This window comes from Variovorax boronicumulans, assembly GCF_019352895.1.
GTDB lineage: Bacteria > Pseudomonadota > Gammaproteobacteria > Burkholderiales > Burkholderiaceae_C > Variovorax > Variovorax boronicumulans_A.
On record NZ_JAAAFX010000009.1, the window covers coordinates 962,865 to 977,251 of the forward strand.

The 14,387-nt window shown below is 67.9% G+C and carries 12 protein-coding genes; 6 read left to right on the forward strand and 6 right to left on the reverse strand.

What is annotated here, in order from left to right:
- The first annotated feature begins 109 nt into the window (after nt 1–109).
- Nucleotides 110–1,117, forward strand: a complete 1,008-nt coding sequence (locus K0H49_RS23595; protein ID WP_219217751.1) for a D-2-hydroxyacid dehydrogenase family protein — start codon at nt 110–112, stop codon at nt 1,115–1,117.
- A 54-nt stretch (nt 1,118–1,171) separates the two neighbouring features.
- Here the strand turns inward: K0H49_RS23595 and K0H49_RS23600 are convergent, their stop codons facing one another.
- A complete protein-coding gene (locus K0H49_RS23600) occupies nt 1,172–3,460 on the reverse strand; it encodes a hypothetical protein (RefSeq protein ID WP_219217763.1) in 2,289 nt (762 codons plus the stop codon).
- A gap of 82 nt (nt 3,461–3,542) precedes the next feature.
- On the opposite strand from K0H49_RS23600, the gene K0H49_RS23605 reads away from it, so the two are divergent.
- Genes K0H49_RS23605 through K0H49_RS23625 form a run of 5 tightly spaced genes read left to right on the forward strand, consistent with a single transcriptional unit; the run spans nt 3,543 to nt 9,078 of the window.
- Nucleotides 3,543–5,063, forward strand: coding sequence for a 3-hydroxyacyl-CoA dehydrogenase (locus K0H49_RS23605; protein WP_219217766.1), 1,521 nt, complete (start codon nt 3,543–3,545; stop codon nt 5,061–5,063).
- Between the two features lie 30 nt (nt 5,064–5,093).
- Entirely contained in the window at nt 5,094–5,873 is a 780-nt protein-coding gene (locus K0H49_RS23610; protein WP_219217768.1) for an oxepin-CoA hydrolase, alternative type, read from the forward strand.
- A 60-nt stretch (nt 5,874–5,933) separates the two neighbouring features.
- Nucleotides 5,934–6,653 carry a Crp/Fnr family transcriptional regulator gene (locus K0H49_RS23615; RefSeq protein WP_183023630.1) on the forward strand — a complete coding sequence of 240 codons (720 nt, stop codon included), beginning with the start codon at nt 5,934–5,936 and terminating at the stop codon, nt 6,651–6,653.
- A gap of 22 nt (nt 6,654–6,675) precedes the next feature.
- Nucleotides 6,676–7,767 (forward strand): phosphotransferase, encoded by a 1,092-nt coding sequence (locus K0H49_RS23620; protein WP_219217769.1) that lies wholly within the window; start codon nt 6,676–6,678, stop codon nt 7,765–7,767.
- Between the two features lie 39 nt (nt 7,768–7,806).
- Nucleotides 7,807–9,078, forward strand: coding sequence for an acyl-CoA dehydrogenase family protein (locus tag K0H49_RS23625; RefSeq protein ID WP_219217771.1), 1,272 nt, complete (start codon nt 7,807–7,809; stop codon nt 9,076–9,078).
- A gap of 59 nt (nt 9,079–9,137) precedes the next feature.
- Here K0H49_RS23625 and K0H49_RS23630 read toward each other — a convergent pair whose 3' ends face one another.
- The 5 genes from K0H49_RS23630 to ftsH all read right to left on the reverse strand — a co-directional run bounded on the left by K0H49_RS23630 (nt 9,138) and on the right by ftsH (nt 14,344).
- A complete protein-coding gene (locus tag K0H49_RS23630; RefSeq protein ID WP_219217773.1) occupies nt 9,138–9,617 on the reverse strand; it encodes a GNAT family N-acetyltransferase in 480 nt (159 codons plus the stop codon).
- Nucleotides 9,614–10,159: an MOSC domain-containing protein gene (locus tag K0H49_RS23635; protein ID WP_219217775.1), complete on the reverse strand. Its 546-nt coding sequence runs from the start codon at nt 10,157–10,159 to the stop codon at nt 9,614–9,616. The genes K0H49_RS23630 and K0H49_RS23635 overlap by 4 nt, the downstream gene beginning before the upstream one ends.
- 4 nt (nt 10,160–10,163) lie before the next feature.
- The gene (gene glmM / locus K0H49_RS23640; RefSeq protein ID WP_219217786.1) at nt 10,164–11,495 is read right to left on the reverse strand and encodes a phosphoglucosamine mutase; all 1,332 of its coding nucleotides are present in this window, start codon (nt 11,493–11,495) and stop codon (nt 10,164–10,166) included.
- Entirely contained in the window at nt 11,492–12,355 is an 864-nt protein-coding gene (folP, locus tag K0H49_RS23645) for a dihydropteroate synthase (RefSeq protein ID WP_219219132.1), read from the reverse strand. The genes glmM and folP overlap by 4 nt, the downstream gene beginning before the upstream one ends.
- Before the next feature lie 72 nt (nt 12,356–12,427).
- Complete coding sequence (gene ftsH / locus K0H49_RS23650; protein ID WP_219217788.1) at nt 12,428–14,344, reverse strand: ATP-dependent zinc metalloprotease FtsH; 1,917 nt, start codon at nt 14,342–14,344, stop codon at nt 12,428–12,430.
- Between the last annotated feature and the right edge of the window lie 43 nt (nt 14,345–14,387).

The following is a 14,387-nucleotide window of genomic DNA, read 5'->3' on the forward strand; positions in this document are numbered from 1 at the left end:
GGACAGGGGCCTTCGGCGCGCAGCGCCACGCCCCTGTGCATTCCGTTACGGGTCGTCGATGTCATGGCATGCGCGTGCTTTCGGATGACGCGAGGCACAATGGCACGCCATGAACATTGTGATTCTTGACGACTACCAGGATGCGGTGCGCAAACTGCAATGCGCGGCCAAACTCGATGCCTACGCGGCGAAGGTCTACACGAACACAGTCAGGGGCGTCGGCCAACTGTCGGTGCGGCTCAAGGATGCCGACGTGATCGTGTTGATCCGCGAGCGCACCCAGATCTCCAGGCAACTGATCGAGAAGCTGCCCAAGCTCAAACTGATCTCGCAGACCGGCCGCGTGGGCAGCCACATCGACGTCGGCGCGTGCACCGAGCAGGGCGTGGCCGTGGCCGAAGGCAGCGGCTCACCGCTGGCACCGGCCGAATTGACCTGGGCCCTGATCATGGCGGCGATGCGCCGCCTGCCCCAGTACATCAGCAACCTCAAGCACGGGGCCTGGCAGCAGGCAGGGCTCAAGTCGGCCTCCATGCCGGCCAACTTCGGGCTGGGCTCGGTGCTCAAGGGCAAGACGCTCTGCATCTGGGGCTATGGGCGCATCGGCCGCATGGTCGCGCGCTATGGGCAGGCTTTCGGCATGCAGGTGCTGATCTGGGGCCGCGAACAGAGCCGCAGCCAGGCCCGTTCGGACGGCTTTCAGGTCGCCGCCAGCCGGGAGGCCTTCTTCGCGGCCGCCGACGTGCTGACCATCCACTTGCGGCTCAACGACGAGACCCGCGGCATTCTGACGCTGGAGGACCTGTCGCGCATGAAGCCGACGGCCCTGTTCGTCAACACCTCGCGCGCCGAACTGGTCGAACCCGATGCCCTGCTGGCAGCCCTGAACCGCGGGCGGCCCGGCATGGCCGCCATCGACGTGTTCGAGAGCGAACCGCCGCTGCAGGGCCATGCCCTGTTGCGCCTCGAGAACTGCATCTGCACGCCGCACATCGGCTATGTCGAGCAGGACAGCTACGAGCAGTACTTCGGGCAGGCCTTCGACAACGTCGTGAGCTTCATTCGCGGCAACCCCACGAACATCGTGAACCCGGGCGCGCTGCAGGTCAGACGCTGACGTGCCGCGGAGGGAGCGCCACGCTGGCGCGCCCTTCGTGCCTGATTCCGCCCTTCACTTGCGCCGCTTGGGCTTGGGCGCGATCTCGGCTTCGGTGGCCGGATCGAAAAGCTGCAGGTCCAGCGGCGGGGGCGCGGGCGTTTCGATGTCGAACGACAGCCAATCGGATGGCGCCGGCGTCGGCCGCTGTGACGCGTCCGCAGGCTCCAGCCCGGCCGGCGTCGTCGTGGCGAGCAGCGTGGTGTCGAAGTCGATGATGCCGTTGGCCGCCTCGCGCTGCGCGCGCTCGATGGCGGCGAGTTCCGTGTCGTGCGCCATGCCCGCGTCGAGCGGGCCGTAGATCGATGGCAGCGATGCGCCCGGCACCGTGACCGCCGCATCGTCGCGCAGCACATCCGGCTGCGTATCCTGCATCTCCTGACGCGCCTGCAGATCGACCGCCAGCATCCTCGACTCCAGTGCGGCATCGTGCGTGTCCAGAAAGGACAGCGGCGTCACGGGCGTCGGCGGCGCACTGTGGGGGTCGATCACCTCCTTGGCCACCGAATACAGCAGCAGCAGTTCGCGATAGGCCGCCAGATCGAAACTCTCGTCGCTGCCGCGGGCGCCCGGCTTGCGGAACACCAGTTCCTCGATCAGGCCCAGCGTGCCCGGCCCCGGCCATTGGGCCTCGATGCGCGTGAGGGCGTCACGGTAGTGCTCGAGGCCGTTGCCCACCTCGGCGAACTGCTCGAAGGCCGGGACTTCGGCATTGAAGGCGCGCTCGAATTCGCTGGCCACCCGTGCATAGTCGTCGCGACGCTCCAGCGAGTGGAAGATGCGCAGCAGGTCCAGGTAGGCCAGCGCGCTGGTCTCCGGGTTGTCGGCAATGTGCTCGCTGAGCACCGCGATGGCCTGGTCGTGCTGACCCAGCGAGACGAAGAAGTCCGACTGCTGCTGCACATCAAAGAGTTCCTCGGTGTTGACATAGCGTGCCGGCATGTCGGCCTCGTCCAGCGACTGCGGCACCGTGTCGTCGAAATGCCCGTGGTGCACCACGGGCTCGGCGCTCAATGCACTCACAGCGCTCGACGAAGACAGGACGACCGGCCGCGGATCGGCATCGATGCCGCCGTACACGGCACTCGCGACAGGAGGCTCGATCGCCTCGGGCGCGATGCTGCTCGGTCCGCCGTCGTCCTTGAGTGGCGCGTCGCCCCACCATGCGGGTCGATCGCCACCGTTGCGCACCAGGCGCCACAGCAGGGCCAGCGCGATGAGCGCGAGCAGCAACAACAGGACCAGCAGGTAGACCAGCGGATTGGCATAGCGGCTGTCGCGCGACTCGGCCAGTTCGCTGCGCATCTCCATCAGCATGCGCTGGTTCTGGGCGCTTTGCTCACGCAACGCCTTGAGTGTCGCTTCGAGGGATTGCAGGCGCTCGTGGGCACGCTGCAGTTCCTCGGTCTGCGCGGTGGCCGCGGCAACCTCTGATGCTGCAGGGGCCGAGGCGCCCTGGGCCGGCGACGGCGCGGCCGCCGAAGCGCCCGTGACCGGCGCGGACGCGGCGGCTGCGGGATTGCGCAACGACGCCGAATCCACCCCTTCGAGTTGCAGTCGCGCACCGCTGGCCGGGGCCTGAGGTGCCTGTGCGGCGGCGGACGGAACGGCAGGTGCGGCCGATGCGACCACGGGCGGCTTGGCCGACGCCACGGCGCGGCGCGGCGCGGCGGCCCGCTGCACCGGCCGACGGGCTTCGCCGGCGTCCGCAGCGCGATTGCGCACGGTCGCCGGTCGCGGTGCCGGCGAACGGACGCGCTCGCGGGGCGTTGGCGCCGGCAGCGCTGCAGCACCGTTGTCCGCATCGCTTGCCGAGGCGGAAGAGGAGGAAGACACGCCGCTGCGCGTGCCACCGAAAGGCTCGCTGCGGGCACTGACGGAGGGAAGCGCGCGCGCCGCGGCCGCGTCCGGCCCACCCACCACGCCCACATCGGAGGGCATGTCGGCCAGCATCACGTACTGGCGCGACGAGTTCATCGCGCAGCCGGCGCGAACGGTCAGTTGCAACACCGGCTCGTCGACGGGCACGCTCGAGCGCACGTGCAGGCGCACGGTGTTCGGCGTCGCACCCGCGCCTACAGATACAGTCACGCGTCGATCATCGACGCGCGTGCTGCCATGCATGAGTTCGGCTTCCGCGCACAGCGCGTCCCGGCTCTCGCCTTCTGCCAGCGACACCGGGATCACGACGTCGAACGGACGGCCGACCCAGGCCACCCCCTGCGGCTGGCCCAGCGTCAGTGCGACAGATGGCAGGGCAAAGCCGAGTAAAAACAGGGGCGCCGCGAGTTTGTGGAAGTGCAAGATGAACCCAGAAGGCAACCTAAAGTAAACACATTTTGACACGTTTGTCACGTCACCCATTACACACCGGATATTTATCGAAATGATTGTGAACTATTCCAAAGTGGCCTTGGTCGGCGCCGGCGCCATGGGGCGAGGCATCGCCCAGATCGCGGCCCAGGCCGGCAGCACCGTGCTGATCTTCGACAGTTTCGCCGGTGCGGCCGAACGTGGCCGCGGCGCCGTGGTCGCGCAATGGCAAAAGCTGCACGAGAAGGGAAAATTTGATGCGGCTCAGCTGGCCGCGTTGAGCGAACGGCTGCACGCGGTCGCGTCCTTGAGCGATCTGGCCGGTTGCGATCTGGTCATCGAAGCCGTGGTGGAAGACATGGCGGTCAAACGCCAGCTTTTCCATGACCTGGAGGCCGTGGTGGCGCCCTCGGCCACGCTGGCGACCAACACCTCCTCGCTGTCGGTCACGGCGATCGCCGCCGGGCTCGCGCATCCGGAGCGCGTCGCCGGCTTCCACTTCTTCAATCCGGTCCCGTTGATGAAGGTGGTCGAAGTCGTCGCAGGCTTCAAGACCGATCCGGCCGTCTGCCGGCAACTGGCCGCGTATGCGGTGCAGATGGGCCACAGCGCGGTGCAGGCGCAGGACACACCCGGCTTCATCGTCAACCATGCCGGACGCGGCTTCGGCACCGAGGCGTTGCGCATCGTGGGCGAAGGCGTGGCCGATTTCGCGACGGTCGACCGCATCCTCAAGGACCAGGCCGGTTTCCGCCTCGGCCCCTTCGAGCTCATGGACCTGACGGCACTGGACGTCTCGCATCCGGTCATGGAATCGATCTATCGGCAGTACTACGAGGAACCGCGCTACCGCCCCAGCGTGATCACCGCGCAGCGCCTGGCCGCCGGCGCGCTGGGCCGCAAGACCGGCGAAGGCTTCTACCGCTACGTGGACGGCGCCGCGCAGGTCGCGCCCGAGCCGGCAGCGCCCACGGTCGACGCACTGCCGCCGGTCTGGGTGTCGCCGCGCGCCGCACGCCGCGCCGAACTGCTCAAGCTGATCCACACGCTGGGCGCACAGATCGAAACCGGTGCCGCGCCCTCCTCGCAGGCCTTGATCCTGGTGGCGCCGCTGGGCTTCGACGTAACCACCGTGGCGGCGGTCGAGCGCCTCGATGCCACGCGCACCGTGGGCATCGACCTGATGATCGACGACGCCGCGACCAAGCGCCGCGTGCTGGCCACCAACCCCGCGACGCGCATCGACATGCGCGACGCGGCGCACGCGCTGTTCGCGCGCGACGGCAAGGCGGTGAGCGTGATCCGCGACAGCGGCGGCTTCGTGACGCAACGCGTGGTCGGCACCATCGTCAACATCGCGACCGACATGTGCCAGCAGCGCGTCTGCTCGCCGGCCGACCTCGAGACGGCGGTGCGCCTGGGCCTGGGCTACCCCCGCGGTCCGCTCGCGATGGGCGACCTGTACGGTCCGACCAACATGCTGGAGGTGCTGTTCAACCTGCAGACCGTCTACGGCGACCCGCGCTATCGCCCGAGCCCGTGGCTGCGCCGGCGCGGCGCGCTGGGCCTGAGCCTGATGCACGAAGAAGAATAGAACAAACACGACACAAGACCAGAGACAGCCATGACCGCCGAACTCAAGAGCACCACCGAAGGCAGCACGATGGTGCTGACCCTCTCCAACCCCTCGCTGCGCAATGCGCTCGATCCGGCCATCTATGCGGCCGGCGTCGAGGCCCTCAACGGCGCCGAGAACAGCGCCGAGATCCGCAGCGTGGTGATCGTGGGCGAAGGCCCGTGGTTCTGTGCCGGCGGCTCGCTCCAGCGGCTGCAGGCCAACCGGCAGCAGCCCGCTTCGGTGCAGGCCGAGTCGATCGAGGGCCTGCACAACTGGATCGATTCGATCCGTACCTTCCCCAAGCCGGTGATCGCGGCGGTCGAGGGCGCGGCCGCCGGCGCCGGCTTCTCGCTGGCGCTGGCCTGCGACCTGCTGGTGTCCGCACGCGATGCGGTGTTTGCGGCCTCGTACGTCAACGTCGGCCTTTCTCCCGACGGCGGCATGAGCTGGCACCTGGCGCAGGCGTTGCCGCGCCAGCTGGCGACCGAATGGCTCATGGGCGGCGAACGCATCGGCGCAGCACGCCTGCATGCGGCCGGCCTGGTCAACGAGCTCGCCGACACTGGGCAGGCGCTGTCGGCCGCGCTGCGCCTGGCGGCCCACCTGGACGGCAAGGCGCCCAATGCGCTGGCCAGCATCAAGGAGCTGCTCAACGAGGCGCGCGGCAACGCGCTGTCGACGCAGCTCGCGCAGGAGCGCGACCACTTCGTGCGCAACCTGCACCATCCCAACGCCGGGATCGGCATCGAGGCCTTCCTCGCCAAGCAGAAACCCCGCTACGCCTGACACCCCACGCGTCGCTCCCGGGACATCTTTGCCCCTTTCAGTCTCCGACAGGACAGACCTATGGACGAGCCCATTCTTACCATCGACGAACGCGAGGCGATCAACAACGGTCGCTGGTTCTCCTCTCTTTCTCCCTCACTGCGACACGACATCCTCCGATGCGCCTACGTCAAACGTCACAAGGACGGCGATCTGCTCTGCGCCCGCGGCGACCCGCCCGAGCAATGGATCGCCTGCGCCCGGGGCGCGGTCCGCGTGAGCTCGACGACGGTGTCGGGCAAGCAGGTGACGCTGACCTACGTCGAGCCGGGCATCTGGTTCGGCGACGTGGCGATGTTCGACGGGGACCGGCGCACCCACGATGCCTATGCGCATGGCGACACGACCACGCTGAACGTGGCGCGCGCCGACTTCCAGAAGATCCTGGCCAACCACGTCGAGCTCTACGAAGCGCTGATGCGCCTGCAGGCGCGGCGCATCCGACAGCTGTTCGGACTGGTCGAGGACCTCAACACCCTGCCCTTGCGCGCACGCCTGGCCAAGCAGCTCACGCACCTGGTGCGCAGCTACGGTGCCCCGGCGCTGGACGACGGCAGCCACATGCGCATCGGCCTGCACCTGGCGCAGGAAGAACTGGCACAGCTGCTGGGCGCCTCGCGCCAGCGCGTCAACCAGGAGCTCAAGGCCATGGAGCGCGAGCACATCATCCGCATCGAACAGGGCGGCCTGGTGGTGCTCGACCGGGCCGGGCTCATGCGCCTGTCCGAAGCCGATCTTTGACGACGAACCCCATCGCCACCTCATGACCCAGCAGGACTTCAGCAACTTCATCGGCACCCGCGCGGTCTCGCAGCAGCACGCCTTCGACGTCGACACGCTCACCGCGTGGCTCGAGGCCCATCTCGACGGCTTCAAGGGTCCGCTGACGGTGGAGATGTTCAAGGGAGGCCAATCCAACCCGACCTACAAGCTGGTCACGCCGACCAAGAGCTACGTGATGCGCGCCAAGCCCGGCCCGGTCGCCAAGCTGCTGCCCTCGGCCCACGCGATCGAGCGCGAGTTCAAGGTGATGAGCGGGCTCGCCGGCACCGACGTGCCGGTGCCGCAGATGCACTGCCTGTGCGAGGACGAGTCGGTCATCGGCCGCGCCTTCTACGTGATGGAATTCAAGCAGGGCCGCGTGCTCTGGGACCAGGCCCTGCCCGGCATGGACACCGCCGAGCGCAGTGCCATCTACGACGAGCTCAACCGCGTGATCGCGGCGCTGCACAAGGTGAAGTTCGCCGAGCGCGGCCTGGCCGACTACGGCAAGCCCGGCAACTACTTCGAGCGCCAGATCGGTCGCTGGAGCAAGCAGTACATCGCCTCGATCACCGAGCCGATTCCCGAGATGGACCGCCTGATGGCATGGCTGCCTGCCAACATGCCCGACAGCGCGCGCGACGCGTCGATGACCTCGATCGTGCACGGCGACTACCGGCTCGACAACGTGATGTTCCACCCGACCGAGCCACGCGCCATCGCGGTGCTCGACTGGGAACTGTCGACGCTGGGCCACCCGCTGGCCGACTTCAGCTACCACTGCATGTCCTGGCACATCGCGCCCGGTGCCTTCCGCGGCATCGGCGGCCTCGACGTCGAAAGCCTGGGCATCCCCACGCAGAGCGCCTACATCCGACGCTACTGCGAACGCACCGGCCTGACCACGCCCGAAGCGCTGGCGCCCGACTGGAACTTCTACCTCGCCTACAACCTGTTCCGCATGGCGGCCATCCTGCAAGGCATCGCCAAGCGGGTCGAGGCCGGCACCGCCTCGAGCGAACAGGCCGTGGCATCGGGGCGCGGCGCGCGCCCGATGGCCGAGATGGCCTGGGCCTTCGCCAGCAAGGCCTGAGCGCCCGCATTCACACCCGTTCACCCCAGGAGACGACAAATGGACTTTGAGTATTCCGCCAAGACCAAGGAACTGCAGCAGCGCGTGAGCGCGTTCATGGACGCGCACATCTACCCCGCCGAGTCGGCCTACACGGCCGAACTGGCCGCGAACACGGCCGCCGGCAAGCGCTGGACCGCGCTCAAGACCGTCGAGCAGGTCAAGGAGAAGGCCAAGGCCCAGGGCTTGTGGAACCTGTTCCTGCCGGTCGACAGCGCTGCCGCTTCGGGCTATGAAGGTGCGGGCCTGACCAACCAGGAATACGCGCCGCTGGCCGAGATCATGGGCCGGGTGCCATGGGCCAGCGAGGCCTTCAACTGCTCGGCGCCCGACACCGGCAACATGGAGACCATCGCGCGCTACGGCTCCGAAGCCATCAAGGCGCGCTGGCTCAAGCCGCTGCTCGAAGGCCAGATCCGCTCGGCCTTCGCGATGACCGAGCCCGACGTGGCCTCGAGCGATGCGACCAACATCGCCACCCGCATCGAGCGCCAGGGCAACGAGTACGTGATCAACGGCCGCAAGTGGTGGATCTCCGGCGCCGCCGACCCGCGCTGCGCGGTCTACATCACCATGGGCAAGACCGATCCCGAAGCGGCGCGGCATTCGCAGCAGAGCATGGTGATCGTGCCGGCCGATGCCAAGGGCATCAAGGTGATCCGTCCGCTCAACGTGCTGGGCTACGACGATGCGCCGCACGGCCACGTCGAGATGACCTTCGAGAACGTGCGCGTGCCGGTCGACAACATCCTGCTGGGCGAAGGCCGCGGCTTCGAGATCGCCCAGGGTCGCCTCGGCCCGGGACGCATCCACCATTGCATGCGCCTGATCGGCCTGGCCGAGCGCGCGCTCGAGCTGATGTGCCGTCGCGCCTCGTCGCGCGTGGCCTTCGGCAAGACGGTCGCCTCGCAGACCGTCACGCAGGAACGCATCGCCGAAGCGCGCTGCAAGATCGACATGGCGCGCCTGCTCACGCTCAAGGCCGCCTGGCTGATGGACGTGGCCGGCAACAAGGTCGCGAAGAACGAGATCGCGATGATCAAGGTGGTGGCGCCGTCGATGGCCTGCCAGGTGATCGACTGGGCCATGCAGGTCCATGGCGGCGGCGGCATGTCCGACGACTTCCCGCTGGCCAACGCCTACGCCCATGCGCGCACGCTGCGCTTCGCCGACGGCCCGGACGAAGTGCACCGCAATGCGATCGCCAAGTGGGAGCTGGGCCGCTACGCTGCCGACAAGCGCGAGATCGAGCCGCCCGTCACGCGCTTCTGATCCACCCGCGCCATGAAGCCGCCCGCGCCTTGCGCCGGCGGCTTTTTTGCTGGTGCGCGCTACAGCGGCTTCTGCATGAACAGCGCCGAGCCGAAGGCCGGATCGAGCTGGTAGCCCGCGAAGCCTTCACGCTCGTAGGCGCGCACCGCCGGCGCATTGCCTTGCAGCACTTCCAGCGTGAGCTTGCAGGCGCCGCGCGCCACGGCCTCTTTCTCCACACGCGCGAGCATGCGCTGCGTGATGCGCTGGCCGCGATGGCTGGCCGCCACCACCACGTCGTGCACGTTCACCAGCGGACGGCAGGCGAAAGTGGAGAAGCCCTCGATGCAGTTGACCAGCCCGACAGCCTCTTCACCGTCGAAGGCGAGCACGCTGAAGGCCTGCGGCCGGGCTGCGAGCGCGGCCGGAAGCGCCGCCAGCACGGCCTCGCTCAGCGGCGTGCCGCCACCGGCCGGATCGCGCGCGTAAGCATCGAGCAGGTTCACCAGGGCGGCGGCGTGGACAGGATGGCCGTAGTCGGCCAGGACGATATCGATCACACAGGCTCCAGTCGCCGGGTGATGCCCGCCGGCATTTCGATGCGGATGGGGTCGCCGCTTCGGACTTCCCCGCCTTGGCAGACAACCGCCATCACGCCCGCCTTGCGCACCAGCTCGCCCTGGGCGTCGCGCGCCAGCGTAGCGGCCATCAGGCCGCGCTGGAAGCGGTCGATCTGGCTGCAGGGGTTGCGCAACCCGGTCAGCTCGAGCACGGCGGCTGCGCCGAGGTGCAGCCGCGTGCCGGTCGGCAGTTCCAGCAGCGCGATGCCCTGCGTCGTAAGGTTCTCGCCCAGGTCCCCGGGCCAGACCGCGAAGCCCGCTGCCATCAGCTCGTCGAACAGCTCGGCGTGGATCAGGTGCACCTGCCGCAGGTTGGGGGCGCCCGGGTTGCGGGCCACGCGCGAGCGGTGCTGGACCGTCGTGCCGGCATGCGCGTCGCCTTCGACGCCCAGCCCCGCCACCAGCCGGATCGCAGGCTCGGCGAATTTCGAGAAGCTGTGCAGCGTGCTGCGATGCACCGCGCTGACCGTGGCGCCCGCCATGCCGTCAATCCTCCAGTGTGGCCGCCATGCGCTGTGCGAAGGCATCGGCCTGGGCACGGTCGCGCGCCTCGACCATCACGCGTACCAGCGGCTCGGTCCCGCTGGCGCGGATCAGCACCCGGCCCGCATCGCCCAGTTCGGCTTCGGTGCGCTGCGTCTCGGCGGCCAGCGCGGCATTGCTTTTCCAGTCCTGGCCGGGCTTGAGCCGCACGTTGATCATGGTCTGGGGAAACAGCACGACATCCGACAGCAGCTCGGCCACGGTCTTGCCGCTGCGCTGGCAGGCCTGCAGCACCTGCAGCGCGCTCACGATGCCGTCGCCCGTGGTGTGGCAGTCGAGTGCCAGCAGGTGGCCCGAGCTCTCGCCACCCAGCAGCCAGCCGCGTTTCTCGAGTTCCTCGAGCACATAGCGGTCGCCGACCTTGGCGCGCACGAACTCGACGCCCAGCTTGCGCAGCGCGATCTCCACCGCCTTGTTGGTCATCAGCGTGCCCACCACCCCGACGGGCTTGTCGCCGCGCTCGATGCGCTCGCGCACCATCAGGTAGAGCAGTTCGTCGCCGTTGAACAGGCGGCCGCTGGCGTCGACCAGCTGCAGCCGGTCTGCGTCGCCGTCGAGCGCGATACCGTAGTCGGCCTGCTGCGCCAGCACCGCGGCCACCAATGCCTCGGGGTGCGTCGCACCGACGTTCTTGTTGATGTTGAGCCCGTCGGGCGACACGCCGATGGTGCTGACTTCGGCGCCCAGTTCATGGAACACGTTGGGCGCCACCTGGTAGGCCGCGCCATGCGCTGCGTCGACGACCAGCTTCATGTCGCGCAACGTCAGGTCGTTGGCGAAGGTGCTCTTGCAGAACTCGATGTAGCGGCCCGACGCATCGTCGAGGCGGCGTGCCTTGCCGAGGTTGGCCGAATCGGCCCACACCGGCGCCTCCTGCAGCGCGGCCTCGACCGCCAGTTCCCAGGCGTCGTCGAGCTTGGTACCCTGCGCGCTGAAGAACTTGATGCCGTTGTCGGCAAAGGCGTTGTGGCTGGCGCTGATCACCACACCCAGGCTGGCGCGCTGCGCCCGCGTGAGGTAGGCCACACCGGGCGTCGGCAGCGGGCCGAGCAGCACCACGTCGACGCCGGCCGAGTTGAAGCCCGACTCGAGCGCCGATTCGAGCATGTAGCCGGAGATGCGGGTGTCCTTGCCGATGAGCACCGTGGGGCGCTTCTGGGTTCTCTTGAGCACGCGGCCCACGGCATGCGCGAGGCGCAGCACGAAGTCCGGCGTGATGGGGGCCTGGCCAACCGTGCCGCGAATGCCGTCGGTGCCGAAATACTGTCGAGTCATGGTGTCGTCTTGTCTTGTTGATCTTGTGTCCCGGCGTCCTGCATCGCCTGCCGCACGGCCAGGGCCGCGACGGTATCGCGCACATCGTGCACACGCAGGATGACAGCGCCGCGCTCGGCCGCCAGCAGGGCTGCGGCCACGCTGGGCACCATGCGCCCGCTCGCATTCTCGATGCCTGTGACGGCACCGAGCGAGGACTTGCGCGACCAGCCGGCCAGCAGCGGATAGCCCAGGTCCAGCAGCGCGTGCTGGTGCGCCAGCAGGGCGAAATTCTGCCTCACGGTCTTGCCGAAGCCGATGCCGGGATCGAGCACGATGCGTGCAGCATCGACCTGCAGGTCGCGCAGGCCCTGCGCGTGGACCGAGAGGAAAGCGCGCACCTGCGCCACCACGTCGCCGTCCATGGGCCGGGCCTGCATGGTCCGGGGCTCGCGGTGCATGTGCATCAGGCAGATGCCGCAGGAAGGATGCTGCGCCACCGCGGCCAGCGCGCCGGGCTGGCGCAGCGCCCAGATGTCGTTGACGATGTCGGCGCCCAGGTCCAGCACGGCACGCATGACCTCCGCCTTCGAGGTGTCGACCGAGATCGGCACGCCCAGACGCACCGCCTCACGCACCACCGGCAGCACGCGTTCGAGCTCCTGCTCCAGCGGCACGGCGGGGCTGCCCGGCCGGGTCGATTCCCCGCCGATGTCGAGCAGCTCGGCGCCCTGCGCCACCAGCAGTTCGCAATGCCAAACCGCGGCCTGGGTCGAGGCATGGGCGCCGCCATCGGAGAAGGAGTCGGGCGTGACGTTGACGATGCCCATCACGCGGGGCCGCGACAGGTCGATCAGGAAGCGCGTGGTGCGCCAGTTCAAGGTGGCGGTCATCTCGCGGCGCCAGGACGAAAAAACGGGGCCAGAGGCCCCGTCGATCTGCACTGCACCATGTCAGGCCGCAGTGGGCGCCGGATCGGTCGCGACCGCCGGCGTGCCGCCGCTGCCGCCGTTGTTCGACGGCGGGATGCGCGGCGTCCAGTCCTTGGGCGGACGCGGTTCGCGGCCGGCCATGATGTCGTCGAGCTGTTCCGAATCGATGGTTTCCCATTCGAGCAGGGCCTTGGCCATGGCGTGCATCTTGTCGCTGTTCTCTTCGATCAGGCCACGCGCCAGCGCGTACTGCTCGTCGATGATGCGACGCACTTCGCCGTCGACCTTTTCCATGGTCTGTTCGCTCATGGTCGTGGTCTTGGTCACCGAACGGCCCAGGAACACTTCGCCTTCGTTCTCGGCATAGACCATCGGACCCAGCGCGTCGGTCATGCCGTAGCGCGTGACCATGTCGCGGGCGATCGAGGTCGCACGTTCGAAGTCGTTGCTGGCGCCGGTGGTCATCTGGTGCATGAACACTTCCTCGGCGATGCGGCCACCGAACAGCATGCTGATCTGGTTGAGCATGTATTCGCGGTCGTAGCTGTAGCGGTCCTGTGCGGGCAGGCTCATGGTCACGCCCAGCGCACGGCCGCGCGGGATGATCGTGACCTTGTGGACCGGGTCGCACTTGGGCAGCAGCTTGCCGATCAGGGCGTGGCCGGACTCGTGGTAGGCCGTGTTGCGGCGCTCTTCCTCGGGCATGACCATGCTCTTGCGCTCGGGGCCCATGAAGATCTTGTCCTTGGCCTTCTCGAAGTCCTGCATCTCGACCACGCGCGCATTGCGGCGGGCGGCCATCAAAGCGGCTTCGTTGCACAGGTTGGCGAGATCGGCGCCCGACATGCCGGGCGTGCCGCGCGCGATGATGCTCGGGTTCACGTCCTGGCCGAGCGGCACCTTGCGCATGTGCACGCCGAGGATCTGCTCACGGCCGCGGATGTCCGGCAGCGTGACGTAAACCTGGCGGTCGAAACGACCCGGGCGCAGCAGTGCGGCGTCCAGGATGTCCGGGCGGTTGGTGGCCGCGACCACGATCACACCCAGGTTGGTTTCGAAGCCGTCCATCTCGACCAGCATCTGGTTCAAGGTCTGCTCGCGCTCGTCGTTGCCGCCGCCGAGGCCGGCGCCACGCTGGCGACCGACCGCGTCGATTTCATCGATGAAGATGATGCAGGGAGCGTTCTTCTTGGCGTTCTCGAACATGTCGCGCACGCGGGCTGCGCCCACGCCGACGAACATTTCGACGAAGTCGGAACCGGAGATCGAGAAGAAAGGCACCTTGGCCTCGCCGGCGATCGACTTGGCCAGCAGCGTCTTGCCGGTGCCCGGAGGGCCGACCAGCAGCAGGCCGCGCGGAATGCGCCCGCCGAGCTTCTGGAAGCGACCCGGGTCCTTGAGGAAGTCGACGACTTCCTTGACTTCTTCCTTGGCCTCGTCGCAACCGGCCACGTCGGCGAAGGTCACGGTGTTCGTGTTCTCGTCGAGCATGCGGGCCTTGCTCTTGCCGAAGCTGAACGCACCGCCCTTGCCTCCGCCCTGCATCTGTCGCATGAAATAGACCCAGACACCGATCAACAGCAGCATCGGCCCCCAGCTGACCAGCAGCGTCATGAGCAGCGAGCCCTCTTCGCGCGGCTTGACGTCGAACTTGACGTTGTGGTCGATCAGATCACCCACGAGTCCGCGGTCGAGCACCGTGGCCGTCGTGCGGATCCTGCGATCGTCGTTGGTGACCGCGACGATCTCGCCGCCGCCCACGCCCTCGGGGATGAGCGCACTCTTGATTTGGTTGTTCCGGACCTGGTCCAGAAACTCGGAGTAGCTGACAGCTCCCGAGCCGGCGCCACCGCGGGTGTCGAACTGCTTGAACACAGTGAACAACACCATCGCGATGACAAGCCAGACGGCAACTTTGGAAAACCACTGATTGTTCAAACGAAGCTCCAGTCAAAAGCGCGTGACAGCGAAATGAAACTTC

Bases quoted from the DNA above. Each gene is read 5' to 3' on its own strand.
- K0H49_RS23620 (WP_219217769.1), top strand. From the start codon at position 6,676: ATGACCCAGCAGGACTTCAGCAACTTCATCGGCACCCGCGCGGTCTCG.
- K0H49_RS23615 (WP_183023630.1), top strand. From the start codon at position 5,934: ATGGACGAGCCCATTCTTACCATCGACGAACGCGAGGCGATCAACAAC.
- K0H49_RS23610 (WP_219217768.1), top strand. From the start codon at position 5,094: ATGACCGCCGAACTCAAGAGCACCACCGAAGGCAGCACGATGGTGCTG.
- K0H49_RS23625 (WP_219217771.1), top strand. From the start codon at position 7,807: ATGGACTTTGAGTATTCCGCCAAGACCAAGGAACTGCAGCAGCGCGTG.
- K0H49_RS23635 (WP_219217775.1), bottom strand. From the start codon at position 10,159: ATGGCGGGCGCCACGGTCAGCGCGGTGCATCGCAGCACGCTGCACAGC.
- K0H49_RS23605 (WP_219217766.1), top strand. From the start codon at position 3,543: ATGATTGTGAACTATTCCAAAGTGGCCTTGGTCGGCGCCGGCGCCATG.
- glmM (WP_219217786.1), bottom strand. From the start codon at position 11,495: ATGACTCGACAGTATTTCGGCACCGACGGCATTCGCGGCACGGTTGGC.
- K0H49_RS23595 (WP_219217751.1), top strand. From the start codon at position 110: ATGAACATTGTGATTCTTGACGACTACCAGGATGCGGTGCGCAAACTG.